Genomic DNA, 24,536 nt, shown 5'->3' with positions numbered 1-24,536 from the left:
TGGCCGATTTCTACGTGCGGCTAGCTTCTACGCTATGCAGGCAACATCTCAACCACCGGGCGCTCCAATCTTTACGCTTCCCACCGACCGCTTTCTAACGCACACCGTTGGTAGAATTGCTGCCTTTCAAGTAAGCTTTTATGGGTCAGGGCGCTATCAATTGACTAGCCCAGTCGTCAGCCGCTTTTAGTCGCCTTTCCGTTTGCACCGCTAGCAGTTCCCGCCTTCAGTTCACTTGCGTCGACCGATGCGGGGTCAACGTCACCAGGCCCGCTGAGTTCCTGCCTAGCGCGTTCCAACACTTCCGATAGTAATCCTTCACCGATCAGCTTGAGTTCTTCCGCTACCACGGCCGACTTTGTCAGAGCCCACTTGTCGAGGGAGTCAGCGCGGATGAAGCCGTAACCGGTCGACGTACGGACCATCAGCCACCCTAGCTTCATCAATTCCTTGGTGAATCCTCTCACAAATGCCGCGCCGCCGACACGGCGTCCGGTTAGGCGCCTAAATGTGTTGTGTGACATTCCTACACGGGTTCGCAGCTGTCCCGATTTGTTCGTGGTGCGTTTCAAGGTCAAGGCAACGAGTGTCGCTGCATCACTTAGCGAAACATTCGGTGCGGCAGTCGGCGAAACAGTATCCATATCCATATTCATATCCTTACTCCCCTTTACTTCGGTAGAACCGAAAAACTCCTCACTACTGTCGAATTTCGATCGTCTCAGGCTGATTCGAAGGAATTGAGGCCACGTCATCGAACCAACCATTCTTTTTTGCCAGATACGAAATTGCCATTGCATGCATGGCAGCCTTGACCTGCGGCGGTCGCGACGCAAACGTGGCAGGTTCCGCAACCAGCTCGCCAGATCCGGATGCAAGCGTCATCTTGGCTCCGGACCCATCGGTGCTCCACCGCATCGATAGAGCCAATCCACCGCGTTGTAGATGTCGCCGCAAATCAGCGCCAAGCTCAGTCTCCGCACTTGTCAGAATCAATCTTTCAACAGGCAACGCCGACAACGCCTGGCGGGATACTAAATCCTCATTGTCGACGATAAAATAGCCACGGTTACCGGCATTCAAAACTGCTTTGGCCAGGTTTATGAGAATCTCGCAATTCTCGGCGTCGGTCGCCGTCACCGACACAGCGTGGCAAGCGCCCAGGCCAAGACCGTTCTCCGAGATTCTTGCTGGAGAAGCGGCATAAACCAGCGCTTCCAATAAAGGATCCCTTGCCAGCATTTGCGGTGTTGCCCGCTGGCTGAATTCTTGCGGCGCGGTGTTGATATAGGCGCCTTTCTTCGACAGGAGGCCGATGCACCGCCCCTCTGCCATGAACCGGTGCTCGATTGCTTTCGCCACCATGCTGGTATGCCGGTCACCAAGGACGAGCACCGTGGCAACTTCCGATGAAGCCGGATCGTCGTACATATTGGCCAGGATTATCTCGCTCACATCCCTTGCCGTGCCGGCCCGCGGCCAAAGATGAAACTCGATGCCTGGTCGAGCGTTCACCTCGATGACAGTGCACCCGACGTCTTTGTGAGATTGCGCGATGTCGGGCATGATCAGATCCAATCCGGCAATACTGAGCCCGATGACCCTCGCGATGCGTTCGCATAGCTTATGATTGTCCGGATGGACGGAGTTTGTAACGTCGATCGGCACGCCTCCGCGTGCGAGGTGACCGTTTGGTCGCAGAACCACCTGCTGCCCGGCAATGGGGACAGTCTCCATCGTAAGATGGTGCAATGACAGGTGTCTAAGCAGGTCGTCGTCGATTTCCAGACGCGACAGACGCCTGCCGTCCCTGTCTGGTTCCCGATTCAAATCATCGATCAAGTGGCGCAGCGTTTTTTCGCCGTCGCCAGTAACCTGGGGCGGGCAACAAAGGACTGCCGCCACGACACGAAAATCAACAATCGTCGCTCGATACTCCGGGCCGGCGATGAACTCTTCCACCAGCACGCCATACCGGTCAGACTGAGCCACCTGGCACGCTATGTCGAACGCGGCTTCAACAGCGCGGCGTCCCCGCAGCTTGACTGAAACTCCGCGCCCCTGATTGCCTTGGGCAGGTTTCACCACCACTGATTTGCCCAGCTGCTTGGCGGCAGCGACCGCCTCGGATTTGCTGCGAACCGTAAGCTGGCGCGGTACGGGCAAGCCGGCCTGCGACAAAAGCCTGTTGCCCAGCCTCTTGTCCAGGGCCACTTTCGCCGACGCAAACGATGTCGAGCCGGATATCGTGGAGAAGAGCTGCTTCTGGTGTTTGCCATGGCCGAGACGAAGGTGGTTGCGCGCGACAAACTCGAACGGGATGCGGTTCCTCTTGGCGGCGGCGACCAGCACTGCGGTCGAATTTGAAAGACGCCGTTTCTTTGCTCTTTCCAGGTTCAATTCCCGGGCAAGGGAGTACTTCGCTGCCGCGTCCCCGTCTCGCGCCGCCTCGCTGACCGCCTCCACGACAGCCGCAGCCGCAGCGCGCGACATCTGCGGGTCATCCGACTCCCAGACGATCACTGAATTGCTCTCGGTCGGATCGCTCAACAACGTTGCCACGGTTGGAAACGAATAGAAATTCATCGCGCGGCGAAGCTCGAGGTCCGCGGCCAGGATCGCATCGGCTAGATACGACGGTACCAAAGCATCCTGCTCGCACTCCGGAAACAGACCGGAAAGTACCGAGCGGGCCTCGTCAGAAAAACCGGACACACGGGCAGTAGCCAATAGCCCTAAATTCAGCGTTAATCTAACAACTGTATTCGTATTATACACGTTGAGGCCGGATAGCGTCTTGAACCCGGTGATCTCAAGCGACTCCAATTCCCCAACTGGGCATACCATAGCCATACATTTTGCCCCCCGAATTAACCTTCCGTCTGCTTTACGAAAGGTTCCTGCCTCTACGGCTTGCGCGCAACCCTGCGTTATATTATGGTTAGCTAATGGTTAAGGCAACAAAAAAATAAATAAAGGTGGGAGTGAAAGGAAAATAAAACTTAAGTAAAATCTTAAATAAAAAGACTCGGACTACGTATTTGAAAGTAGAGTTGGGGTAGGTATCATGTCGATTTGTAGAATTCAGCGCGGGCGCATGAAGAAAGCCAAGCGTTCGTTCGCGACTCGCCGGGTCGCGGCCTCGCATATGCGCACGTTGATCACAGGATCCTTGCAACCGGTCGCAGGCGATCTTGTTTTGGCTCGTGTCGACAAACTCGGTAATCACAGCAGGTTGGAGCTGATCAACGGGAGAAAGGCGATTATGTTTCCCGGCGATGAGATAATCATTTGCTATGGAAACAGATACGCACCGGACCAGTTCGAAGCCGTTATAGGCCCTGATCTCGGACCATGTGACCTGGTGGCGGGGGGGGGCATCGCTGCGTGTGAGCTTTCCAGACATGATCGCATGATCGCGCCAACGAAGATCACCCCTCTCGGACTGATCGGGGACAAGTTCGGTCGCCGATTGAATGTTTGGGATTACAAGGTCAGGTCCGACGACCTTCGCCCCTCTCTGCCGATTGTCCTGTCGCTCGGAACATCGATGAACGCGGGAAAGACATTGACGGCGACGTCGTTGGTAAGAGGTTTCAAAAGAGCAGGGCTGAAGGTTGCCGCCCTGAAGATTACCGGGACCGGGTCCGGCGGCGACACCTGGATTGTGCGCGATGCGGGCGCTGACATCGTTCTTGATTTCACCGACGCCGGGTTTGCAACCACCTATCTTGCCTCAGTGGAAATGATCGAAAAAGGCGCTTTCCGCCTGCTGAACCATGCAGCCGAGAACGGATGCGACGTTGCCGTCATAGAGATTGCCGACGGGCTGCAGCAGAAGGAAACGTCCGAGTTAATTCTGGCGGAATCGTTTCGCAGCATGGCTCTCGGCACGATATTCGCTTCCTACGACGCGATGGGAGCAAAGTATGGAGTGGATACTTTGCGCGCCGCCGGCCACAAGGTGCTGGCCATCAGCGGCAGACTTGGCCGATCGCCGCTTGGCGTGAGGGAGGCTGAGGAAGCTACCGGGCTGCATTGCTATTCCCCGTGGGACCTCCAGGATGGCGCGCTCGGTCCTGTGTTTAGGGCTCGCGCTGCGGAAAAACTGGCCAATGGACAGAGCAACAACCCGTACCTGCGGCGCATTGCGGCATCGTCGGAGGCAGCCATGCCGGTCGGCGTGGATCGAACCCATTCTCATCAACTCCGGATTGATTTCTTGGCAAAGGTCGCGCGCGAGTTGATTTTGGCCGAGTTTGGAGAAGTAAATGCCAATGGCAGCCTGGCGATGTGGCCCAGTCCATTCGGAAGCATTTTGGTCACTCTGCCTGAGCGATCTCCCCGGGGTACTGTCCCCACACTCATGTCGGTGCAGGCGCCCGTGGAACTGATAGAGGCAGCAGTCTTGGCGAAAAGCCGCGGTGTCCTCAAGTCGTCGCTCGGCGGCATCGTACAGGCCCTCGGGTACCCTCCGCTGCCGACGGCCCGGATGTCCAACCTGCTGAACGAAACTTGGTCGATGTTGGAGGCGGCCGATCACCATGATCGGCCTCTGCAAAACGCACTTGAGGCGCCGCCGTTGGATGCTCATGACGACATTGATGCAGTGATCATGAATTTCTCTGGACTCTTCAATGAGCATGCCGATCGGCACGCGCCCCTTGGGCGCGCGTGAAAGACGGTGTCCCCATGAGAACACAAGGCAAGCGTCGCTATAGCGCCCCCCTTCGCGAAATGTGGCGCAGGTCGATACCCGGCCTTGCGGCTCTGGTGGTATTCAGCGTGTTTATCAATGCCTTGCGCTTTGCCGGGCCGCTTTTTCTTATACAAATATTCGACCGGGTCATTTCCAGCCGCAGCGTGGAAACCCTCATTATTCTGACCTTGGCTGCCTTGCTCGCTCTGGTAACTGGCGCGGCGCTGGAAACCGTCCGGCGCCGCATGCTTTCCCGATGGAGCGTCTGGATCGAGCACGAGCTAACGAGCCAATCGGTGAGAGCCGGGTTGACGGCAGGCGTTGCCAATCCGCCGCTTCTGGCCAGCATCGAGAAAGTCTCTAGCTTTGTAGAGAGAGGGCTAGCTTCTTGGCTTGATGTGGTTTGGGCTCCCGTTTTCCTTTTATGTACATACCTTATTCATCCGGTTCTCGGGCTGGTCGCTTTTACAGGAGTAGTTTTGCTGGTTTGTATGAGCCTGCTCAAGGAAAAGCTCACCCAAGAACCCCGCCAAGCGCACAGTGAAGCTGCCAGGCAGGCGAAAGAAGTGTTGGTTTCAGCGGAAAGGCACAAGGACATTGTCGGTGCTTTTGCAATGGCGGACGCGATTGCAGGCCGTTGGACTAGGAATAGGCTGGACGGCTTTTTGCAAAGGGAACGGCTAAGCGCCAGGGGAACGTTACTTGGCTTGGCGATCCGTGCGCTGCGGCGAGGCCTCAATATCATTCTGCTGGCGACTGGCATATGGCTGTTCTTGAACGACCTGGCTTCCTTAGGCGGCGTGTTTGCAGCTCGGCTTATTGCTGGCTTCGGTTATAGGATGGTGGCAGGTGCGGTTCGTGAGATCCGAGGCCTTCAGGAAGCGCGCGCAGGTTACTTTAAGATCAAAGCGGAACTTACCAAGCCGTTGGACTTGGAGCCTTCGCTGCTTCCTGGAACACCGCAAGGTACTTTAAATTTGGATCAAGTCACTTTCAAGCATGCCGGATCTGGAACATACGTATTCAGAAGACTGACTTTTGCGCTGGCTCCTGGCGAATTGCTGGTGATCATGGGGCGTGCAGCCTCCGGGAAGACAACACTCAGTCGTCTTCTCATTGGCCTTCTCAAGCCACGCACTGGTCAGATCCGTTTGGGAGACATGAACATAACCCGTCTTCCGGATCACATTCGAGCGGAAGTCATCGGCTATCTACCCCAGCAGGTTGAACTGTTTGAAGGAACCGTGGGCGAGAACATTGCACGCTTTCAAGAAACCTCTGTTGATGACGTAGTCTCAGCTGCGAAAATTGCTGGAATTCACGAAGTTATCGTTCGTTTGGCCCAAGGGTATGACACTCTGCTGAATGACTCGGTCGGGCTGTCCGGAAGCGAGCGGAAGCGAGTAGCACTTGCCAGAGCACTGTTCCGGTCGCCGAGGCTCATTGTGCTGGACGAGCCGTTCGCTAATTTGGATAGCTCTTCTAGAAAAGCGCTTGAGTCCGCCGTGGGGTACATGAAGAGTTCAGGGTGCTCGGTAGTTGTGACAATGTCCAGCCGGTCGACCCGCCTTGCTGGATTGGTTGACAGGTCACTGATCCTCGGTGGCCGAACACCTGAGCTCGCCGATCATACCGAACGTTCAGTTCGTCCCATACGCCCCGGGAAAACTGAATTGCGGAGTGTCAAGTGATGGTCTCGCTTGCCCTTGGCACCAAACAGCCCGCCACTCACCAAGCCGAAGACCCGCCGCCGTTTGGTAAGCGTTTTGTCATCATCGGTTTCGCGATAATCGCCGCCTTCTCGACCCTGACCGGCATGTGGCTTGTCGGAGCTCCCATCCAGGGCGCTGTTGTGGCCACAGGGGTGGTGAATGTAGCGTCAAACGTAAAGACAGTTCAGCACCTCGAAGGCGGCATCATATCGGAGATTTTCATTCAAGAGGGAGATCGCGTAGCGCCGGGCCAGGTCCTGATACGGTTGCAGAGCACTGCTTCGACCGCCGCTGCAAATGAGATCAAGGCACAGTGGTATGATGCCAAGGCTACAGAGGCGCGCTTGGTCGCAGAAAGAGACGGAAAGGATTCGATAGATATTCCGCCAGAATTGAAGGGGTCGGGCAAATTGGCAGCAGATGCTGTTTCCGGGCAGGAAAGCGTCTTTCGGACACGTCAAAACCTCTTCAGAGAACAACTCTCTCTGCTGCAGCAAGCGACCGGAAGCATGGCGAAGGAAATAGAGGGGTTTGAAGGGCAAGTAGTAGCAGCCACTCGGAAACTCGAGCTTATCGAGGAGCAATTAGGTGATGTCCGCGCCCTGTATGAAAAGAAGTTGGTGGTCAGGACACGCCTTATAGACTTAGAGAGGGAAAAGGCAGACGTGGGAGGCGCCCTAAGCGGGTATATAGCGTCGATCGGCGCGACGAAACAAAAGATGGAGGAGACGAAATTCAAGATTGCCGAACTACGTGCCTCTACGACGGCTGACATTGTCGAGGGACTAGGAGAAACTCGTGCCAAAATATACGAATACAAGCAAAAAATGGCTGCCGCTGATGACGTGGCAACGCGTACCGCGATACGCGCCCCTATCGGAGGTACCATAGTGGGAGTTAAGGTCCACACAATTGGGGGGGTCATTGCGGCGGGAGAGCCGCTAATGGACATCGTCCCCCAGGAGGATAACTTCGTGGTTGTGGCAAACGTTGACCCTCTTGACGTCGATCAGGTGAAAGTGGGGCTGCACGCGACGGTTTGGCTTAGCTCTGTGAGCAAACGTTACCAGCAACCAATGAGCGGTGACGTTCGCACCCTTTCAGCGGATCGGCTGATAGACGCTCGGACCGGTCAGGCTTTTTATTCGGTTCGAATTGTTCTGAGACCGGAGTCTTTGAAGGCATCGCCTGTAGCATTGCAAGCTGGAATGAGCACACAGGTCATGATCGAAACTGGAGCGAGGTCGGCATGGGAGTATCTCAGCGCTCCGGTATACACTGCCATGGGTCGGGCTCTTCGCGAACAATAGGGATTGGCCATCGGGCAGGCACCTTTGGGATGGGATTGTGAGCGGTGCGCAAGGTCAGCGCTTCCACATCTCAAAAGATAGCGTGCACCTGCTGGGGTGAGAGAAGAGCCCCGTCTTGCCACGCTCATAGACGAACGGCGTGGGGCGGTACCGGTACGGCGCTGCGATCCCGAAGCAGCTGATCGTTGAGCTTTCGATAGGCCGGTGATCGACGATCAACATCTGTGCGGGTTCCGACATAGGCGTGATCAAAGTGATAAGGGGAGCCTTCACGGGTTCTAGCTCCCGTGCAGTCCGAACTAGGGAAGCGCCCAGTTAATTAAGGCATCCAACTGACGGTGCGCCCGCCTAAAGCTTTTCCCCTCGCTGCCGCTGGGCTCGCCGGAGCTGAGAAATAGAAAGCGGCAGAGGCCGCACCAAGAAGGTCTGCTTCTTCAGTGTGGCCACATTGAAACAGAATTAGCAGGATCGTGGCGAGATCCCGTGCTTCCTCGCTGTCGCGTTCGAAATGTCGCTCGACACAAAACCGGTCGAAAACGCGCTGGCATATCTGCTGATCAGACTGCCAGAAGGCAGCGAGTTCACCTTTCAACATCGCCCCGCTTTCGAGCCACAGTCGTAAGACATTGCTTCCAATCGCAATTAAAATATTACATTCGTCGGAAGTCAACCCAGCCTTCGTCAGCGTTTTCAGACCTTTATGCCTTCAGTCCCTCAAACTGCTGCGCGTGGCCTTGGGGAAAGTCAACTCAATATCCATTTGCCCGCGAGGATTTGGTTTTTTCCGCAGACTGATCGGGCGGATCGCCGGCCTGGAAATGCGTTTGCTCACCGCAAGCGGACGGTCTGCTTTCGGCCCCAAAGCCGCCTGCCAGCTCTGCGTAGCATCTCAGACCTTCGTGTCTGGACCGGGCCATTCGTCGAGCCGGTAGCGCGCCATTCCCCGATCGAGATGGCACGCCTCGAGTTTCTGGGCCGCTGCCTCGATCTCGACAAGCTGGTGATCGAACCAATTGTCGAACGCCACCTTCGCGCGATCGTCCGCGCCGTTGGAGCACCGGAGGACAACATTGATGGCGTGCGGGGATTGAAGGTTCTCGACCGTCTCACCCGTCTGGCGCAGGTGGCCAACGCTGGAGGGCTCAGTCTCACCAAGGCCAGCTCAGAGTTCATCAGTAGATATCATCGGGACGCGACTGCCCCGCCGCCGCTCGACCGCTTGTTCGCGATGTCCGATCTCAGGCAGATGAAGAGCATCGAAAGCCGGAGATCGACGCAGAGTGCCAAAGGCGCTGGAGCGGTTCGGCCTTGCTGTTGACGCTGCGGCGGGAGGCTGGGGATCAATTCTGGACGCGGTCTACGACGGGATATTCGAGGAACTGAGGTCCGTAGAGCAGACCTCGCGACCAAACGATTCTCGAGGCATGCGCCGGACTCGCATCCCACAATGGGCTGAAGTCCCACATCATCTACCTTCGGTTGGCAAAAGAGGTAATCCCAGCTCCTCCAGAAAAGCGTTGTGCTGAGCCGTTGCCTGATGGATTTGCTTCTCGATCTCCGTCAACTCATCGTGCGTGGTTGTCAGATCGATCTCAATATCTTGCTCTGCCGTGCTTATGAATCGCGAGATATTTAGGTTGTAGCCTTCCTCGGCGATCCGCTGCATGCTGACGCGCTTGGAGTAGCGGTCCTCCTCCTTCCGGAACTGGTACGTTTCGACGATCTTGTTGATGTGCTTCTCTGCAAGTTGGTTCTGACGCTTCCCCGTGTCAAAATGCTCAGGTCCGGCAGCGTTGATGAAGAGCACGTCGTCCGGCTTCTTGCACTTCTTGAGCACTAGGATGCAGACAGGGATTCCGGTCGAATAAAACAGGTTCGCGGGCAGGCCGATGACGGTGTCGATATGGCCATCCTTCAGCAGCTTCGTGCGAATTCGCTCCTCTGCCCCACCTCTGAATAGCACCCCGTGAGGAAGGATGATGGCCATCACGCCCTCATCCTTCAGATAGTGGAAGCCGTGCAAGAGGAAAGCGAAGTCGGCGGCCGACTTGGGCGCGAGCCCGTAATTCTTGAATCGCACATCGTCGCCCATCGCGTCGGTGGGCTCCCACCGCATGCTGAAGGGCGGATTCGCCACGATGGCATCGAACGCGGGCTTCTTGGCGGGGTTCATCTCCCGCAGCATGTCCCAATCATTGGCCAGGGTGTCGCCGTGAAATATCTCGAACTCGGTGTCCTTCACTCCGTGCAACAGCATGTTCATGCGCGCCAGATTGTAAGTCGTGATGTTGCTCTCTTGTCCGTAAATCTTTCCTATGCCATGGGGTCCCATGCGCTTCCGAACATTGAGCAACAGCGACCCCGATCCGCAGGCAAAGTCCAGTACGCTGGCGAGCCGGTCCTTCTTGCCCGTGGCCGGTTCCTGGCTGTCCAAGGTGACGACCGCCGACAGAATGTCCGAGATCTCCTGCGGGGTGTAGAACTCGCCCGCCTTCTTGCCCGAACCGGCAGCAAACTGGCCGATGAGATATTCATAGGCATCCCCTAGATTATCGACTTCGGAGGAGAATTTCGCCAGCCCCCTCGCAATCTCAGCGATGATGGCACAGAGCTTCTTGTTCTTCTCGGTTTGGGTCTTACCTAGCTTTTCCGAGTAGCTGCGAATTCATAGACGGGCAGAAAGCGCTCCTCAGCATTGAAGGCGAAATGTCGGGAGTTGTTATTTGCAAAATAAAAAGTGCGGTCTCGGTTGCTGACAATGAAAATCGGAAGGAAGCAGAGGAGCGTCTTGGCATAGCCGTTGCCCGGGTCGTTCTTGTATTCGACAATCTGCTCCATAGCTCGGCGGGGGCTGTTACCGAAGGTTTTCAGTTCGATTTGAACGGCGGGGACGCCATTGATCAGGATTATGACGTCATAGCGATGATGGCTGTTGTCTGTATTGATACGTAGCTGATTTACGACTTCGAAGGTGTTCTTGCACCAGTCTTTAATATTGACGAGGGTGTAGTTGAGCGGCGTCCCGTCATCGCGAGTGAAGCTGTTGCGTTCGCGCAAGATGCGAGCGGCTGTGAAGACATCGGGTGTGACGATCTCGTCGAGAAGCCGAGAGAACTCCGCGTCTGTAAGGCGAACGCGATTCAGCCCTTCGAACTTCTTCCGGAAGTTCTGCTCCACCGAGGCGCGGTCGCGGATGTCCGAACGATACTCATATTTTAGGTCCTGCAGTTTTGTAACAAGTGACTTCTCGAGGCCGCTTTCTGTTGTGTTCATAGTGAGAATGCCACTCCACCGTCACAAAGGCATACAGGGCCCTTTCCAGGATTCGATACTTGTAGCTGTAGATCGCCAAGAAGGGGAGCCTGCAATCGGCCTGCTATCCCAGGCAGGCTGCAGATGGGATTGGGCGCAGATCGCTCACCATGATCAACAACCGGGCGGTCAAATCATAGCTGACACGGGAGTACTCTGCTTGGCTAGACAGCAACCAGGCCCGCCCGCGTTTAACGGCAGCTACTCCACCCTTGAGACCCGAAAGCGCGGTCCGGAATCGGCCCCGAAGCTGCCGGGAGCCCACGTGGTTTGCAGACGCCCAGCCTGACCCGCGGTCGGGATAGCGTCCGCCCAACCAGTGTGGCTGTAAATCATCAAACGAATGCCACATCGGCTATCAAGCTGGGGGCGATTGGATGGCGCGATGCTGCGCCCACGTCATGAACGTGTTCGCTCCGTGAGCCACAGATTTCTCAGACCTGCTTGTCACTGGTTTGGGTGCGCAATTTCGAATCCAATAAAGTCGACCGTCCCGTCGAACGCGTAAGCATCCTTGAGACGCTCCAGTTTGTAAGCGAGATGTTTTTACCAAGGCGTAAGCTATTTTGAAGCTAGACCAGCCTCCACCAATCGGCGGAACGCTTCCGATCTAGTGGGCAGATCTGGCTGAGTGCGACGCCATTCGTCAACGCGAGCAAGCAAGTCAGTCGAGAGTCGCAATTCGAAGCGTTCGGTTTTGGTGTCGACAGGATCAGGAGTGTTTGACAACGATGGTGTCCGTAATGTACGGTATGTACGTAATTTGTGGTTCGCTATCGCGGCCGAACGACGTGCTCCAACACATCGTTCGACCTAACCACAACCCAAGCTGTCTGGAGCTCGGATCATGACTGATTCCGACAATAACACGACTTTGCCTTTCGTCACGCGCAGGAGGGTATCTAGGCGAACGTCAATTGCAATGGCGAGATCACAGTCCAATGCGGCCCGGATCCCGTCTTTCCGCTAACTGAACATTCAAACCAGAGGATCTAGGAGCCGTACGCCTTCACCCTTTTGACCAGCAGACAAGAATTCGATACCCGCTTTTATCAGAGCCGCCTCAATTGCCTGCATAGTGCTGATCCGGGAATCTACCTTGCCATTTTCCAACCGGACCAGCGCATTCAGCGACACAATTGCCTTGTCAGCAAGCTCCTGCTGCGACCAACCAAGCAAAGCCCGTGCGGCTCGAATCTGTCGTGGACTGACCATGGGTCCACAATCGGCAGGCCGATCTTCTTCGCCACCTATAGGGTCATTTTGCACCCTATAAGGTATATTAAATGGCGATTCGACTTCGGATCACGTCGGCGCGAACAACCGGCGCGTATGCGATAGACTCTCTAGCGGAGCATCGAAAGGCCTTGTTGAGACCGCAACGCTCCGTCCTCCTTCGGACGGGGCCGAAGCCAAAGATCGACAGTGACCCTCATCCCGCCGATCAATATGTCGGCAGGCAGATTGCGACCGTTCGCGTCCAGTCCGACGTATCGCAAGCCCAGCTCGCCCGATCCATCGGCATCAGTTTCCAGCAGCTACAGAAATACGAGAACGCGCGGAATCGCGTGAGCGCTTCGATGCTCTACGAGATCGCCAGCTCGCTCGGCGTTCCCGTCAGCCGCTTCTTCGAAGGCCTGCCGGGAAATGGTGAGACCCGCGTCGAGGCGCGGCCCCTGCCGGTCGATGAGCGCCTGGATTTCATTGCCAGCGCGGAGGGCCGGCGCCTGATCGAGAGGCTTGTGAACCTTCCGCCGCGTGTGCGCGGTCGCCTCTCGTCGCTGATCGCAGCGTTAGGAGAAGAACTGGCCCTGCCAGACACAAAGGCGGATAGCGAGACGGCTGGCGAGTCCGCGCCAGCCGAATGCAAGACCGTCTGACAGCCGGTTGCGCTCGTCAGCCAAATTTTCGTGCAGCGGGCACGGCGATGCGGCCGCAAGCCGAGGACACTTCGATTTCGACGCCGAACGCCCGCGAGCGGGTCGCGAATCCCTCAAGGATCGCTCGCGCCGCGCTTCCCGTCACTGCGACGGGCACCAGTCTGCCTGCTGTTGATTCGAGGGACTGAGCTTCCGCGCCGATCGCAACGGGCAGGAGGTCTATCCCCGCTAGGTTTCCGCCCGCATCATAGCGGCACGCGGCGACGATGCTTTGCCAGACTTCCGGTGGGTTCCATTCGGTTTCGCCGGGGTGGACGTGGAATAGGAAATTTCCGAGGCCGTAGAAGATCGGCGAGCCATTGTAGATCTCCACGGCCTGCAGCACCGGAGCGCCATGGCTGACGAACAGGTTCGCGCCGGCGTCGATGCACATCCGCCCAAAGGTCTGCACCCAGCGCGGCACGTCCTGCCAACCTGGTTCCCAATGATGGTGGTGCAGATAGGCGATGACGAAATCGCCTTGTGCCGCCGCGTGCCGGATGACGGACAGATGGACACTCGCGCTCGTCTGATCGACTTCGATCAGGCGGCCGAAATCGGCGGCTTGCGTGAACACGGTGCCGTAGAAATTAATCTCCGTGCCCGCCGACACCGCCACCGGGTCCTCCGGTTGCGCATAGTTGGCCAGTTCAAAGGGGGAGCTTTGCAAATGAGCGCCCAGCCTTGCCAGTCTGCTGAAATGCCCATCCGGCACCCCCATCTTGCGAACCGTGTGCAGGCGATTGACGCCGGGCCGAGCCGGCCGGAAGGCCGTGCGGTCTTCGGCATACATGTTGGTCGGGCCGGGGCCCGCATCCATCGCAAGTAGCGCGACTTCGCGCGCGCCCAGCCGGCGGCGGCCCGGTTTCCTGGCCTCCGTCTCGTCGGCTCCGATGCCGGCATGGAGGAAGCCGCGCGCTTCCACCTCCTCCAGCGTCGAGAGGATGCCGCCAGCGCCGAGATCGAAGGCGTGGTTGTTTGCCAGCGCAAGCGCGTTGAAACCGGTGGCCTGCAATGCGTCGAGCACTTCAGCCCTGGAATAGCCGAAGTATTTGCCCTTGGTCGGCCACCCGCCATGCTTGCCGAGGATCGTCGACTCGAAGTTGGTGAAGACGACGTCGCCTTGGCGCAGGAAGTCCGTAACCCGGATGAAACGTTCGTCTTTGACGTCACGGATGTCGTGCTTGATCAGGGATTGGCCGGTGACGACCGCGCAGAACTGGTCTTTCATGGAACTCGCCTTGAAGGAGGGTAGGGCGCAGGCGCCGGCGTTCCGGCCAGCGCCACGTCAATGTCGAAGTCGGTTGCCGCCTATTGCGAGAGGGTGAGATATCGCTCTTGAACCATTTCAGGCTCAGCGCCTTGATCGTCCCATCCTTGGTGGCCGCGTCGATCGCCGCGTTGAACTTGGCGAGCAACTCGGTATCGTCCTTGCGCATGCCGGCGCCGACACCCGGCCCCAGAGCCCGCCCTTCAGTTCAGGCCCGAAAAACACCACATCCGAACCGGAAGGCGTCTCCAGAAAATCCCGCCAGGTGAAATAGTCGGCGAGGGCGCCGTCGATGCGACCCGCGGCAAGATCGAGCTTCATGTTGTCCTGGCTGTCATAACTGCGAATGGTCACGACATCGCCCAGCATTTCCTTCACGACTGCTTCCGAATTGGACGAGCGCAAGGCTCCGATCGCCTTGCCGGCGAGTGTCGATCTGAGGCGCTCGATGGTTGCCTTCTCTTTGTCGCCGATGGTCGAAAGGTTGACCTTCTGCTTGATATCGCCGGCGTCGAGGCCCAGGTCCTTGCGCACGACGAACTGGTTGAAGCCGGTGGCGTACGGGATCGAGAACGCGATTGACTGCTTGCGTTTTTCCGTGATCGCCATGCCGGACATGATCACGTCGAACTTGCCGACAAGCAGTGCCGGGATGATCCCGTCCCAATCCTGCGGGACAAAGGTACATTTGATCTCGATGCGACGGCACAGCTCCTGTCCAACATCGATATCGTAACCGTAGAGTTGACCATTCGCATCGGTGCCATCCCAGGGCGGCGAGGCGCCTTCAGTGGCGATTGAAATGACGCGCTCGCTTTCGGCGCCGGCGGGGAATGCCGACATCAGGGATGCGATAGAAACAGCAATAGCCAGGGGTATGCGCATGATGCACCTTTTCGTTGGTTTGGATGGCAAGGGGAGCCCAGAACCTGCGGCGTCAGGGCAGGGGCGTCGTGATCTCTGGGTCAGATAGGGCTGAGCGCAATCGCGCCTTTCGTCGACGCGCAGGGTGGCCGTCGGTCGAAAGCCATTGCTCCAGCAACTGGATCGCTTTCACCGCGATCGACGTGAGCGATAGATAGATCGCTCCGGCCACGATGAATATCTCGTATGGGGCGAACGTGGTCGACACCATCTGTCTCGCCATGCCGGTGATCTCGAGCAGCGTTACGGTGCTCGCGAGCGACGAGCCCTTGATCATTCCGACGATCTCGTTGCCGTAGGCCGGGAGCGATATCCTGAAAGCGATCGGGAAGGTGACCAGGCGAGCGATCTGGAAGCGTTTCAAGCCGAGAGACGTGGCTGCCTCGGTGACACCCTTGGGCACCGACTGGAGACCGCGGCACAGGATCTCGGTGGTGTGCGCCGCGCTGTTCAGCGAAAATGTCAGAAGGGCGCACCAAAAGGGGTCGCGCAGGATCACCCAGAAGATGCTGGCCCGCACCGCCTCGATCTGAGCGAGGCCGTAATAGAGCAGGAAGAGCTGAACAAGCATCGGCGTTCCGCGGATCACATAGGTGTATGAGAGCACTGCGAGCGAGAGGCCGGGGCGTCCGAAAGCGCGCATGAAGGCCAGCGGCACGGACAGAAGAAATCCGGCCGTCAGCGACAACACCGTCAGGATCAATGTAAGACCGATGCCCGAGGGCAAGACAACCAGTGCGTCAAATATCAAGCCGAGGTTCATGGGCCTTCCCTCCTACCGGCCGAGAGCCGGATAGCGCCGCTCAGTCAGCCGGATCGACAGCAACGTGACGGTGGTCAGCGACAGATAGAGAGCGGAGGCCGCAAGGTAGAAGGTCAATGGTGCGCGCAAGGATCCGCCGCGAAACACTTCGGTCGCATAACCGCTGAAAAACGTGGAGCTAATTTGAGATACTGGCCAATTCTAACGCTTGAAATTACACACTCAATCTATAACTTTTATTATTTTATCTATAACGCGTCGTTATATACTGAGGCAGTTCGTTGCTCCCCAGGTTGGCGTTGTCTGCCGCCGGGTGGTTATCAGGGAAAGGCGCGCAAGGAATGGAATTGTTGCAGAGCGACCTCAAGCTCCGTCAACTGAAGGTCTTCCGGGAAGTGTTGCGGGCCGGATCGACGAGGCGAGCTGCAGTTGCGCTCGGGATAAGCCAGCCGGCCGTCAGTCAACATGTGAAGCAACTCGAGACCACGCTCGGCATCACACTGTTCAAGCGATCAGCCAACCGCATCGTCCCCTTGCAGGAAGCTTGGGAGCTTCTGCGAAACGTAGAACTTGCCCTGACGTCCCTGGATCGGCTGGAAGCGTCGATCTTCGCGATGAAGAACGAGGAAAAGCAGCGGATCGCGATTGCCGCGCCTTCTGTTTTCGGTTTCGTGACCTTGCCCAAGGTCGTGGCGATTATCCGCTCACAGACCGCTTCGAATGTCCGGTCGATTTCTGGAAGCTACGAGCAGATCGGCGAACACATCCTGGCCGGCCGCGCCGATCTTGGAATTTCGAGACTGCCTCTGGATCCAGGCTTGTTTGAATGGGCGCCGCTTGGGTCGGCACGAAACGTATGCATTTTTCATCCCGACCACCGCTTTTCAAAACAGACCTGTATCGAGGCGCAAGACCTGGCAGACGAAACGATCGTCGATATCGATCCCCAGTTTGCCGCCCACCAGATGAACTTCAATGCCTTGCGCTTCGCCGGCGTTGAGCCGGACATACTCGTGGAATTCGATTGCAACGGTCACGAAGCCGGATACGTCTCGGCTGGCCTGGGCATTTCGATAACCAACGAGATCATCGCGCGTGAGTACGCGGCGTTTAACCTTGAAGCAAAACCGGTGGAACCATCCGCGCTCTATCATTACGTTGCGATTTGGCAGAAGGGCAGGACCTTTTCGAATGCACTGAACGTGTCACTTGAGGCGATCATCGCAGCGTTTTCCCAGATGCCGTCTGCGAGAGGGTGATCATCCCTTGAGGGATGGGTGTCCTCGGCAGCCGCTGCCCTTGAACAAGGGGCAGGGGTTCTTTCTGACGGAAAGCAATCGGCCCGCGCCCATTCAACAGAATGCGGGCTTTTGCGCAAAATAGCCCCGCTGTCAGGTTGTCTTGATGCCGATCTTGCGGCGCTTCGTTGGCGCCGCTTCAGGCTCAGGCGATACGGCCTTCCGTCCCAGGCCGATCGACTTCGCCATCGCCGATCGCACCGCGGCATAATTCGGCGCGACCATCGGATAGTCGGAGGGCAGGCTCCATTTCGCACGGTAGGCATCCGGTGACAGATCGTAGTGAGTGCCTAAGTGCCGTTTGAGCGATTTGAACTTCCTGCCGTCTTCCAGGCAGATGATGAAATCGGGCGTCACCGATTTCTTGATCGGGACAGCGGGTGTAGGCTTCTCTTCCGCTTTGGGTGCGGGTGCTCCCTGCAGCTTGCTGATCGCTCCATAGGTATCGGAAATTACGCGAGCGAGTTCCGTAACTGGAACCGGGTTATTGCTGACATAAGCGGAAACGATGTCGGCGGTCATCTCGAGCAATTCCGCGTCGGACTTGATAAGATCGTCAGGCATTTGGCCAACCCTTCATTTGCTCTTCAATTGCGTAGCCCCGATCTACGTCAGCAGCTTCGCTACAGCAAAGCCCACAGGGTGCACAAGACAAGAAGTTACAAAGAGCAACGCGGTGGGGCATGGGTCATGAAACTCTGCATGAACCAGTTCGAGCGCGGCACCGCCCAGCGATGAAGGTGCGAGCGCAATTGGGCAGGAGGGCGGATGCTGGTGGCCCGGCCGTGCATGATTGGACGCTCTTTTTCTCTTTTCTGATGTTCAACGAAAGCAACAGGTCAGACGGGCAGGTTTCCGAATAGCACGCCACGCTGTCCGTTTCTGCGACGGACCGCTTTAAGTGCTTCCGTCATCTCGCGACTGGATACATCTTGCTAGGTATGGAGAAAGATCGCGGTCTCGGTTGGCTCAAAGGAGTCCACGCATCTTGCGGAAAGCTGTCCGCATATTTTTCAAGTCCATCGCCATTCTCGACCCGTACCGGGCACTACCCGCAATGGTGGTGAAAATCCACAATCAGGCCTTGCATCGGCCGCCTGATAGGGCGATTCTTCGTCTTGCAAGCGCTCTCGCGCGCCAATCTGCCCGCGAGGATCACGAGCGCCAACAGGCCGAGAAAACACATCATGAATCGAGCCGCGATCTACGCACGCTTCTCAACCGACCTTCAGAATGAGCGATCGATAGACGATCAACTCGCACTATGCCGGACGTACGCAGAGCGTGAGGGTTTGAACGTTGTCGCAACGTTTGACGATCGAGCCCGCTCCGGCGGTTCGGTCTTGGGGCGTGATGGTCTGCTGCAGCTCATGGACAAAGCTCGTGAGCACGAATTTGATGTTCTCGTCGTGGAGGCGCTTGATCGGCTCTCTCGCGACATGGAAGACCTTGCAGGCATTCACAAGCGCCTTTCATTTCTTGGCATCGAAATTCGTGCGGTTCACGAGGGTGTGGTCAATACGGTTTTGGTCGGGCTTCGTGGCCTTGTCGGCCAACTATACCGCGAGGACGTTGCTCACAAAGTCCGCCGAGGCCAAGCAGGGCGCATCAAAAATGGCCTTCACGCCGGCGGATTGACCTATGGTTACGCTTACGTGTTGGGCGATCCTGGGAAGCGCATGATCGTAGAAGAGGAAGCGCGGATCGTGCGTCGCATCTTTGGCGAATATGTCGAGGGTCAGACGCCACGCGATATCGCCCACAAACTCAACAAAGATGGCGTGCCGCCGCCTCGCGGCCGAACCTGGAACGCCTCAACTATCAATGGCAATGTGCAAAGAGGTACGGGGCTGCTTCAAAATGAACTGTATGCCGGTCGCTTGATCTGGAACAGGGTCCGAATGGTCAAAGATCCTGATACTGGCAAGCGTGTCTCGCGTCCAAATTCCAGGGGCGAGTGGCAAACAGTCGAAGTTCCCGATCTTGCCATTGTTTCGGCTGCATTGTTCGATGCGGCACAAGCAAGGAAGAAGGCGCGGGCAATCACTCATCCAAGCCATCAGCGCCGACCGCAGCACTTGCTAACGGGACTCCTTAAGTGCGGTGCTTGTGGTGCGGGTATGTCATCAAAGGGTATCGACAAGACCAAGCGTGTTCGCATCCGCTGTTCCGCCGCCACGGAAAGCGGAATTTGCTCTGATCCCAAGACGTTCTATCTGGATACCGTCGAAACTGCGGTCCTGACCGGCCTCGCCGCCGAGTTGCGCCATCCTGACGTAATTGCCCATTACGTCCAGACCTATCAAGAGGAACGAAGGCGCCTTGCAGCCGATACCGATGCACGGCGTGCTCGCCTGGAGCGACGGCTCGGAGAACTGTCGCGCGAGATCGACCGCCTGGTCACCGCCATCGCCAAGGGCCATGGCGATCCAGCAGTCTTGGGACCGCAATCAACAACGCTGAATGAAGAGCGGAAAGCGATTGTGACGGAACTGGATCAGGTGCCCGCGGCGGCCACCGTGATCGCACTGCATCCTGCAGTGTTGGCAAGCTACGAACAACAATTGAATCAACTGCAGGCCGGACTTGCAAAAGGCCTTATGGCCGGCGATTCCGAATCCGCAGAGGCGATGCGGGACTTGATCGAAACCGTGACCGTGTTTCGCGATCCATCAAGGCTCGGCGGAGTCGAAGTGGAAATCGCCGGACGTCTAATGGCACTCCTGGGGGAGAAAGCCTTCCCCAACGGCGTCAGAGCGTCGGGGGGTATGGTGGTAGCGGGAGAGGGACTTGAACCCCCGACCCCAGGATTATGATTCCCGTGCTCTAACCAACTGAGCTACCCCGCCAGGGCGGCGAAAGGCCCGAAATCGCCTTAAATCGAAAGGCATTTCGAGGCGTTCGCCAAGGTCGCGCGGATATAAGGTTGGGAGGGCGAGCCTGTCAAGCATCGATGCGCGAGGGGCGCCGGCATATTGTCGCCGGCAAAAGCTTTGCCGGGCTGGCATCTCCGGTAAGCCACCGGGGTTGAGTTCGACGGGGCACGCCGCTATGTCTCGGCCAAGAAATTAGAGTTTGAAGCTGATGAAGCCGCGCATTGCAGTCCTCGGTTGCGGATACTGGGGCAGCAACCACATCCGCACCCTCAAGGCGCTCGGCGCGCTGCATGCGGTTTCCGATGCCAATCGGGCGCGGGCCGAAGGCTTTGCCAGCGAGCAGGACTGCCTGGCGATCGAGCCCGACCAGCTGTTCGTGCGTGACGATATCGACGCCATCGTCATGGCGCTGCCGCCGCAATTCCATGCCGATCTTGCCGTGCGCGCCGCTGAGGCCGGCAAGGACGTGCTGGTGGAAAAGCCGATTGCGTTGACCGTGCCCGACGCCGAGCGCGCCGTGCAGGCGGCCAAGGACAATGGCCGCGTGTTCATGGTCGGCCATGTCTTGCGCTTCCATCCCGCCTTCGAGACGCTGAAGGCGCTGATCGACAATGGCGAGCTCGGCGAGGTCCGCTACATCCACTCGCACCGGCTCGGCCTCGGCAAATTCCACACCGAGAACGACGCACTGTGGGATCTGGCGCCGCACGATTTGTCGATGATCCTGGCCATCACCGGCACCGAGCCGATCGAGGTCAGGGGCGAGGGGGCGGCACTCCTCGACAATCTCAGCGATTTCGCGCATCTGCACATGCGTTTTCCCAACGGGCTGCGCAGCCATCTCTTCACCTCGCGGCTCAATCCCTACCGCGAGCGGCGGCTGACCGTGGTCGGCACCAAGGCAATGGCGGTGTTCGACGATGTCGAGCCCTGGGAGCGCAAGCTGGCCGTCTACCGCCACGCGGTGTGGCAGGACAGCGGCCAGTGGGCCTTCACCACCAACGAGCCGTCCTATGTCGCGGTCGGCCAGGGGATGCCGCTGACGCGCGAGCTCGAGCACTTTATCCAGTGTATCGAGACGCGGGCCGAGCCGCGCACCAGCGGCGAGGAAGCCATCAGGGTGCTGCGCATCCTGACGGCGGGTACAGTCACGCACACAAAGTCCTGAGACCGTTTCGAAACCCTGCTCTTAAGGCAGATCGAAACTAAAACTGTCTCCGAGAGGGTAGTGTTTACTCAGCGGGAATCTGCGCCGGCCTGGCTGCGAGCCGGCTGAGCATGGCTTCGGCCTCGGCGCCGCGCTCGGAGCGCTCGATGAAGCCGCCGCCGAAGACGCGGGCTTCGTTGCCGTCGTCGGAATAGAGCACGCACGCCTGTCCGGGCGCGATGCCGGACTCGCCGTCGACCAGTTCGACAAAGGTGCTGCCGGCGCGGTGATGCAGCACGGCCGGGCGCGGCGGCCGCGTCGAGCGCACCTTGGCGAACAGCTCCATGCCGGCGGCCGGAATGTCGGACAGCGCGCGATCGCCCAGCCAATTCATGTTGCGCAGATAGATCTTGTGCGTCTCCAGCGCCTCGCGCGGACCGACGATGACGCGGGCCCGGTCGGCGTCGAGATGGACGACGTAAAGCGGCTCGCCCGAGGCGATGCCGATGCCGCGGCGCTGGCCGATCGTATAGCGCAGGATGCCGTCATGGCGACCGAGCACGCGGCCGTCGATATGGACGATGTCGCCTGGGTTGGCGGCAGCCGGCTTCAGCTTGGCGATGATGTCGGAATATTTGCCCTGCGGCACGAAGCAGATGTCCTGACTGTCCTGCTTGGCGGCAACGGTCAGCCCCATTTCTTCGGCGATGGCCCGCACCGCAGGCTTGGACAGCCCACCCAGCGGAAAGCGCAGATAGTCGATCTGCGCCTGCGTGGTGGCAAACAGGAAATAGCTCTGGTCGCGATCGGCATCGACGGGCCGGAATAGCGCGCGGTGGGCGCCATTGGCGCCGGAGCGGATATAATGGCCGGTGGCGAGCGCATCGGCGCCAAGGTCCTTGGCGGTGGCCAAAAGGTCGGCGAACTTCACCGTCTGATTGCAAGAGACGCACGGAATGGGCGTTTCGCCGGCAACGTAGCTCTCGGCGAACGGGTCGATGACCGCCTTGCGGAAGCGCTCCTCATAGTCGAGCACGTAATGCGGAATGCCCAGTGTCTCGGAAACGCGGCGGGCATCGTCAATGTCCTGGCCGGCGCAGCACGACCCGGCCCGGTGCGTTGCGGCGCCATGGTCGTAGAGCTGCAGCGTGACGCCGACGACATCATAGCCTTCGCGCTTCAAAAGGCCGGCAACGACAGACGAATCCACACCGCCCGACATGGCGACGACGATGCGGGTGTTTTGCGGGCTGGCGGGAAGGTCGAGGCTGTTCATGGTTCTTTCGTTCTGCGCGGCGCTTCAATGGCAGTGGCGCGAATATAGGTCAACCACACCAGCGGCGCCAGCTTTGCGGCGGTGCCGATTTTGCGGGAAAATCGCGCGTCTGTCCGCCGTTGCCTCAAATGCCGACGAAAAGACTAACGCGGCGTTCATGATCCTTACCTACTCATTAGGGTTCGCTTAGGCAATTTTTAAAGCTGTGGCGGTAATGTGGTGGGGATTGGGTCTTTGAGTTTTTAGTAGAGAGTACGATGACCGATCTTGTTAGACCGCGAGTCAAATATGTTATTGGGCCTGACGGCAGCCCTCTTACGGTTGCCGATCTTCCGCCGACGAATACACGTCGCTGGGTTATCCGGCGCAAGGCGGAAGTGGTTGCTGCGGTGCGCGGCGGGCTTTTGAGCCTCGACGAGGCATGCCAGCGCTACAAGCTGACCACCGAGGAATTCCTGTCCTGGCAAGCGTCGATCGACGAATACGGCCTTGCCGGGTTGCGCACGACGCGCATCCAGCAATACCGGCACTAGAGCCAGGACCACAATAGAAAAGGGCGCAGTAACCGCGCCCTTTTGCCTGTCGGTAATGCCTGCTGCTTCAGACCGTCAGCACCACCTTGCCGATCGGCCTGGTGGCGAGAAAGGCGTGCGCGGCGCCCGCCTGTTCGAGCGGAAAGCTCTTTGCCACATGGACCGCAAGCTTTCCCGCATCGACCAGTTTGCCAAGTTCGACGAGGCCTTCACGGTCGGGCACGACGGACATGCGCTCGACGCGGATCCCACGCGCAGCAGCCTTGGCTCGGGTGGTGTCGTGGACATTGAGCAGCGACACCAGGGCGCCACCGCCCTTCAGGACTGTCAGCGATTGGTCGGCATGGTCGCCGCCCATCGGCTCCAGCACCAGGTCGATTTCGCTGACCTCGGCGGTGAAATCTCGCTTGGTGTAGTCGACCACTTCATCGGCGCCGAGCGAGCGGACGAAATCGAGTTTCTTCGGGCTGGCGGTGGCGATGACATAAGCGCCGTGCGCCTTGGCGATCTGCACCGCCAGATGCCCGACGCCGCCGGCCGCAGCATGGATCAACACGCGCTGGCCGCGCTTCAGGCCGCCATGGCGGACAAGGCCTTGCCAGGCGGTCAGACCGGCCAGCGGCAGCGCGCCGGCATGATTGTGGTCAATGCCTTGCGGCTTCGGTGCGATTTCATCGGCCGGGGTGACAGCGAGCTCCGCATAGGCCGCGGCCTGCTTGGGAAAATGCGGCATGCCGAACACGGCGTCACCGACCTTGAGGCCGCCATCGACGCCTGGGCCTACCGCCTCGACCGTGCCTGAAATATCCCAGCCCAAAGTGAAGGGTGGTTCGCCCAGCAAAGGATAGTAACCGGCGCGCACCGAGCCATCGACCGGATTGATGCCGGCGGCATGCACGCGCACGAGCACTTCGCCTGACTTGGGCGAGGGCGCGGGGCGATCGGCGATGACGAGGACGTCGGGCCCGCCGACGGAATTCTGGATAACGGCACGCATGGGAGGCTCCTGCTGGGGTTTTCTGAGCCACTATCATTTCGATAGTAACATTCCCTTGTCCAGTATGTACCTTTTCCATATATAGGCACCTCATGGATAGTGATAATGATTGCGGCTCCGGCTATGACGCCTTCCAGCGGACGTGTCCTTCGCACGCCGTGCTCGAGATGCTGGCCAGCAAATGGGTCTATCTGACGGTTTGTGCGCTGCGCCGTGGCCGGATGCGCAATGGGGAACTGGCGCGTAAGCTCGAAGGCATCACACCCAAAATGCTGACGCAGACCCTGCGCGTCCTCGAGCGCGACGGGCTGGTGCGGCGCGAAATCTTTCCGGTGATCCCGCCGCGGGTCGAATATGAATTGACCGAACTTGGCCAGAACCTGGCGGGGCTGCTCACCCAAATACGGTCCTGGTCGGAAGAGCATGTGCCTGACATCAAGCAAGCGCGGGCGAGGGCAGCGGCGAACCAGGACGGGATTTGACACGGGCCTGAAGCTGCG

General features: G+C 58.4%; 22 protein-coding genes, 1 tRNA gene and 1 pseudogene. 11 read left to right on the top strand and 13 right to left on the bottom strand.

Annotation, left to right across the window (positions count from 1 at the left end; genetic code table 11):
- Positions 1–176: 176 nt before the first annotated feature.
- On the bottom strand, positions 177–656 hold the full coding sequence (locus NKK52_RS17650) for a hypothetical protein (RefSeq protein ID WP_156939318.1): 480 nt from the start codon (positions 654–656) through the stop codon (positions 177–179).
- A 43-nt stretch (positions 657–699) separates the two neighbouring features.
- Positions 700–2,826 (bottom strand): ATP-grasp domain-containing protein, encoded by a 2,127-nt coding sequence (locus tag NKK52_RS17645; RefSeq protein ID WP_198031555.1) that lies wholly within the window; start codon positions 2,824–2,826, stop codon positions 700–702.
- Between the two features lie 271 nt (positions 2,827–3,097).
- On the opposite strand from NKK52_RS17645, the gene NKK52_RS17640 reads away from it, so the two are divergent.
- From NKK52_RS17640 to NKK52_RS17630, 3 genes are all read left to right on the top strand, one after another.
- Entirely contained in the window at positions 3,098–4,678 is a 1,581-nt protein-coding gene (locus NKK52_RS17640) for a hypothetical protein (RefSeq protein WP_023685837.1), read from the top strand.
- A 107-nt stretch (positions 4,679–4,785) separates the two neighbouring features.
- Complete coding sequence (locus NKK52_RS17635) at positions 4,786–6,390, top strand: ATP-binding cassette domain-containing protein (protein ID WP_198031553.1); 1,605 nt, start codon at positions 4,786–4,788, stop codon at positions 6,388–6,390.
- The gene (locus NKK52_RS17630; RefSeq protein WP_023685835.1) at positions 6,390–7,721 is read left to right on the top strand and encodes an HlyD family type I secretion periplasmic adaptor subunit; all 1,332 of its coding nucleotides are present in this window, start codon (positions 6,390–6,392) and stop codon (positions 7,719–7,721) included. Before NKK52_RS17635 ends, NKK52_RS17630 begins: the two co-directional genes overlap by 1 nt.
- A 319-nt stretch (positions 7,722–8,040) precedes the next feature.
- On the opposite strand, the gene NKK52_RS17625 is transcribed toward NKK52_RS17630, so the two are convergent.
- Positions 8,041–8,391: a hypothetical protein gene (locus tag NKK52_RS17625; protein ID WP_156939317.1), complete on the bottom strand. Its 351-nt coding sequence runs from the start codon at positions 8,389–8,391 to the stop codon at positions 8,041–8,043.
- Between the two features lie 282 nt (positions 8,392–8,673).
- Here NKK52_RS17625 and NKK52_RS17620 point away from each other — a divergent pair, with 282 nt between their 5' ends.
- Positions 8,674–9,039: a hypothetical protein gene (locus NKK52_RS17620; protein ID WP_023685832.1), complete on the top strand. Its 366-nt coding sequence runs from the start codon at positions 8,674–8,676 to the stop codon at positions 9,037–9,039.
- Positions 9,040–9,186: 147 nt separating this feature from the next.
- On the opposite strand, the gene NKK52_RS17615 is transcribed toward NKK52_RS17620, so the two are convergent.
- The 3 genes from NKK52_RS17615 to NKK52_RS17605 form a co-directional block, all read right to left on the bottom strand.
- A complete protein-coding gene (locus tag NKK52_RS17615) occupies positions 9,187–10,320 on the bottom strand; it encodes a type I restriction-modification system subunit M (protein WP_245263175.1) in 1,134 nt (377 codons plus the stop codon).
- Positions 10,321–10,361: 41 nt separating this feature from the next.
- Positions 10,362–10,994: a type I restriction endonuclease gene (locus tag NKK52_RS17610; RefSeq protein ID WP_023685830.1), complete on the bottom strand. Its 633-nt coding sequence runs from the start codon at positions 10,992–10,994 to the stop codon at positions 10,362–10,364.
- A 1,017-nt stretch (positions 10,995–12,011) separates the two neighbouring features.
- On the bottom strand, positions 12,012–12,248 hold the full coding sequence (locus tag NKK52_RS17605; protein ID WP_031204478.1) for a helix-turn-helix domain-containing protein: 237 nt from the start codon (positions 12,246–12,248) through the stop codon (positions 12,012–12,014).
- A 71-nt stretch (positions 12,249–12,319) separates the two neighbouring features.
- Between NKK52_RS17605 and NKK52_RS17600 the strand changes: the two genes are divergently transcribed.
- Positions 12,320–12,913, top strand: a complete 594-nt coding sequence (locus NKK52_RS17600) for a helix-turn-helix domain-containing protein (protein ID WP_023685828.1) — start codon at positions 12,320–12,322, stop codon at positions 12,911–12,913.
- Positions 12,914–12,929: 16 nt separating this feature from the next.
- On the opposite strand, the gene NKK52_RS17595 is transcribed toward NKK52_RS17600, so the two are convergent.
- The 3 genes and pseudogenes from NKK52_RS17595 to NKK52_RS17585 all read right to left on the bottom strand — a co-directional run bounded on the left by NKK52_RS17595 (position 12,930) and on the right by NKK52_RS17585 (position 15,909).
- Complete coding sequence (locus NKK52_RS17595; RefSeq protein WP_352629472.1) at positions 12,930–14,183, bottom strand: CapA family protein; 1,254 nt, start codon at positions 14,181–14,183, stop codon at positions 12,930–12,932.
- 91 nt (positions 14,184–14,274) lie between these two features.
- A pseudogene (locus NKK52_RS17590) lies at positions 14,275–15,107 on the bottom strand (transporter substrate-binding domain-containing protein); the annotation flags it as partial.
- 52 nt (positions 15,108–15,159) lie between these two features.
- On the bottom strand, positions 15,160–15,909 hold the full coding sequence (locus tag NKK52_RS17585) for an ABC transporter permease (RefSeq protein WP_352629469.1): 750 nt from the start codon (positions 15,907–15,909) through the stop codon (positions 15,160–15,162).
- Positions 15,910–16,250: 341 nt separating this feature from the next.
- On the opposite strand from NKK52_RS17585, the gene NKK52_RS17580 reads away from it, so the two are divergent.
- Positions 16,251–17,168, top strand: coding sequence for a LysR family transcriptional regulator (locus NKK52_RS17580; RefSeq protein ID WP_352629466.1), 918 nt, complete (start codon positions 16,251–16,253; stop codon positions 17,166–17,168).
- 132 nt (positions 17,169–17,300) lie between these two features.
- On the opposite strand, the gene NKK52_RS17575 is transcribed toward NKK52_RS17580, so the two are convergent.
- On the bottom strand, positions 17,301–17,771 hold the full coding sequence (locus NKK52_RS17575) for a Ros/MucR family transcriptional regulator (protein ID WP_023683620.1): 471 nt from the start codon (positions 17,769–17,771) through the stop codon (positions 17,301–17,303).
- Positions 17,772–18,195: 424 nt separating this feature from the next.
- On the opposite strand from NKK52_RS17575, the gene NKK52_RS17570 reads away from it, so the two are divergent.
- Both NKK52_RS17570 and NKK52_RS17565 read left to right on the top strand, forming a co-directional pair.
- Positions 18,196–18,444: a hypothetical protein gene (locus NKK52_RS17570; RefSeq protein ID WP_156939271.1), complete on the top strand. Its 249-nt coding sequence runs from the start codon at positions 18,196–18,198 to the stop codon at positions 18,442–18,444.
- A complete protein-coding gene (locus NKK52_RS17565; RefSeq protein ID WP_084633984.1) occupies positions 18,395–20,023 on the top strand; it encodes a recombinase family protein in 1,629 nt (542 codons plus the stop codon). Before NKK52_RS17570 ends, NKK52_RS17565 begins: the two co-directional genes overlap by 50 nt.
- Here the strand turns inward: NKK52_RS17565 and NKK52_RS17560 are convergent.
- Positions 19,980–20,056, bottom strand: a tRNA-Met gene (locus NKK52_RS17560). The two genes, NKK52_RS17565 and NKK52_RS17560, sit on opposite strands and share 44 nt — an antisense overlap.
- A 235-nt stretch (positions 20,057–20,291) precedes the next feature.
- Between NKK52_RS17560 and NKK52_RS17555 the strand changes: the two genes are divergently transcribed.
- Positions 20,292–21,251 (top strand): Gfo/Idh/MocA family protein, encoded by a 960-nt coding sequence (locus tag NKK52_RS17555; RefSeq protein ID WP_023683623.1) that lies wholly within the window; start codon positions 20,292–20,294, stop codon positions 21,249–21,251.
- 64 nt (positions 21,252–21,315) lie between these two features.
- Here NKK52_RS17555 and mnmA read toward each other — a convergent pair whose 3' ends face one another.
- Positions 21,316–22,506, bottom strand: coding sequence for a tRNA 2-thiouridine(34) synthase MnmA (gene mnmA, locus NKK52_RS17550; RefSeq protein ID WP_023683624.1), 1,191 nt, complete (start codon positions 22,504–22,506; stop codon positions 21,316–21,318).
- A gap of 257 nt (positions 22,507–22,763) precedes the next feature.
- Here mnmA and sciP point away from each other — a divergent pair, with 257 nt between their 5' ends.
- Positions 22,764–23,039: a CtrA inhibitor SciP gene (sciP, locus tag NKK52_RS17545; RefSeq protein WP_023683625.1), complete on the top strand. Its 276-nt coding sequence runs from the start codon at positions 22,764–22,766 to the stop codon at positions 23,037–23,039.
- A 67-nt stretch (positions 23,040–23,106) separates the two neighbouring features.
- On the opposite strand, the gene NKK52_RS17540 is transcribed toward sciP, so the two are convergent.
- Positions 23,107–24,036 (bottom strand): NADP-dependent oxidoreductase, encoded by a 930-nt coding sequence (locus NKK52_RS17540; RefSeq protein ID WP_023683626.1) that lies wholly within the window; start codon positions 24,034–24,036, stop codon positions 23,107–23,109.
- A gap of 92 nt (positions 24,037–24,128) precedes the next feature.
- Between NKK52_RS17540 and NKK52_RS17535 the strand changes: the two genes are divergently transcribed.
- On the top strand, positions 24,129–24,518 hold the full coding sequence (locus NKK52_RS17535) for a winged helix-turn-helix transcriptional regulator (RefSeq protein WP_023683627.1): 390 nt from the start codon (positions 24,129–24,131) through the stop codon (positions 24,516–24,518).
- Positions 24,519–24,536 lie beyond the last annotated feature (18 nt).

Origin of the sequence: Mesorhizobium sp. C277A (assembly GCF_040324395.1) — a bacterium.
Lineage (GTDB): Bacteria > Pseudomonadota > Alphaproteobacteria > Rhizobiales > Rhizobiaceae > Mesorhizobium.
This window is presented reverse-complemented; position numbering and strand designations above follow the sequence as displayed.

What these genes read in the sequence shown, in the direction of transcription:
- NKK52_RS17650 (WP_156939318.1), bottom strand. Translation starts at nt 656, where the DNA reads ATGAATATGGATATGGATACTGTTTCGCCGACTGCCGCACCGAATGTT.
- NKK52_RS17640 (WP_023685837.1), top strand. Translation starts at nt 3,098, where the DNA reads ATGAAGAAAGCCAAGCGTTCGTTCGCGACTCGCCGGGTCGCGGCCTCG.
- NKK52_RS17630 (WP_023685835.1), top strand. Translation starts at nt 6,390, where the DNA reads ATGGTCTCGCTTGCCCTTGGCACCAAACAGCCCGCCACTCACCAAGCC.
- NKK52_RS17620 (WP_023685832.1), top strand. Translation starts at nt 8,674, where the DNA reads ATGGCACGCCTCGAGTTTCTGGGCCGCTGCCTCGATCTCGACAAGCTG.
- NKK52_RS17610 (WP_023685830.1), bottom strand. Translation starts at nt 10,994, where the DNA reads ATGAACACAACAGAAAGCGGCCTCGAGAAGTCACTTGTTACAAAACTG.
- NKK52_RS17605 (WP_031204478.1), bottom strand. Translation starts at nt 12,248, where the DNA reads ATGGTCAGTCCACGACAGATTCGAGCCGCACGGGCTTTGCTTGGTTGG.
- NKK52_RS17600 (WP_023685828.1), top strand. Translation starts at nt 12,320, where the DNA reads ATGGCGATTCGACTTCGGATCACGTCGGCGCGAACAACCGGCGCGTAT.
- NKK52_RS17595 (WP_352629472.1), bottom strand. Translation starts at nt 14,183, where the DNA reads ATGAAAGACCAGTTCTGCGCGGTCGTCACCGGCCAATCCCTGATCAAG.
- NKK52_RS17585 (WP_352629469.1), bottom strand. Translation starts at nt 15,909, where the DNA reads ATGAACCTCGGCTTGATATTTGACGCACTGGTTGTCTTGCCCTCGGGC.
- NKK52_RS17580 (WP_352629466.1), top strand. Translation starts at nt 16,251, where the DNA reads ATGGAATTGTTGCAGAGCGACCTCAAGCTCCGTCAACTGAAGGTCTTC.
- NKK52_RS17575 (WP_023683620.1), bottom strand. Translation starts at nt 17,771, where the DNA reads ATGCCTGACGATCTTATCAAGTCCGACGCGGAATTGCTCGAGATGACC.
- NKK52_RS17565 (WP_084633984.1), top strand. Translation starts at nt 18,395, where the DNA reads ATGAATCGAGCCGCGATCTACGCACGCTTCTCAACCGACCTTCAGAAT.
- NKK52_RS17555 (WP_023683623.1), top strand. Translation starts at nt 20,292, where the DNA reads ATGAAGCCGCGCATTGCAGTCCTCGGTTGCGGATACTGGGGCAGCAAC.
- mnmA (WP_023683624.1), bottom strand. Translation starts at nt 22,506, where the DNA reads ATGAACAGCCTCGACCTTCCCGCCAGCCCGCAAAACACCCGCATCGTC.
- sciP (WP_023683625.1), top strand. Translation starts at nt 22,764, where the DNA reads ATGACCGATCTTGTTAGACCGCGAGTCAAATATGTTATTGGGCCTGAC.
- NKK52_RS17540 (WP_023683626.1), bottom strand. Translation starts at nt 24,036, where the DNA reads ATGCGTGCCGTTATCCAGAATTCCGTCGGCGGGCCCGACGTCCTCGTC.
- NKK52_RS17535 (WP_023683627.1), top strand. Translation starts at nt 24,129, where the DNA reads ATGGATAGTGATAATGATTGCGGCTCCGGCTATGACGCCTTCCAGCGG.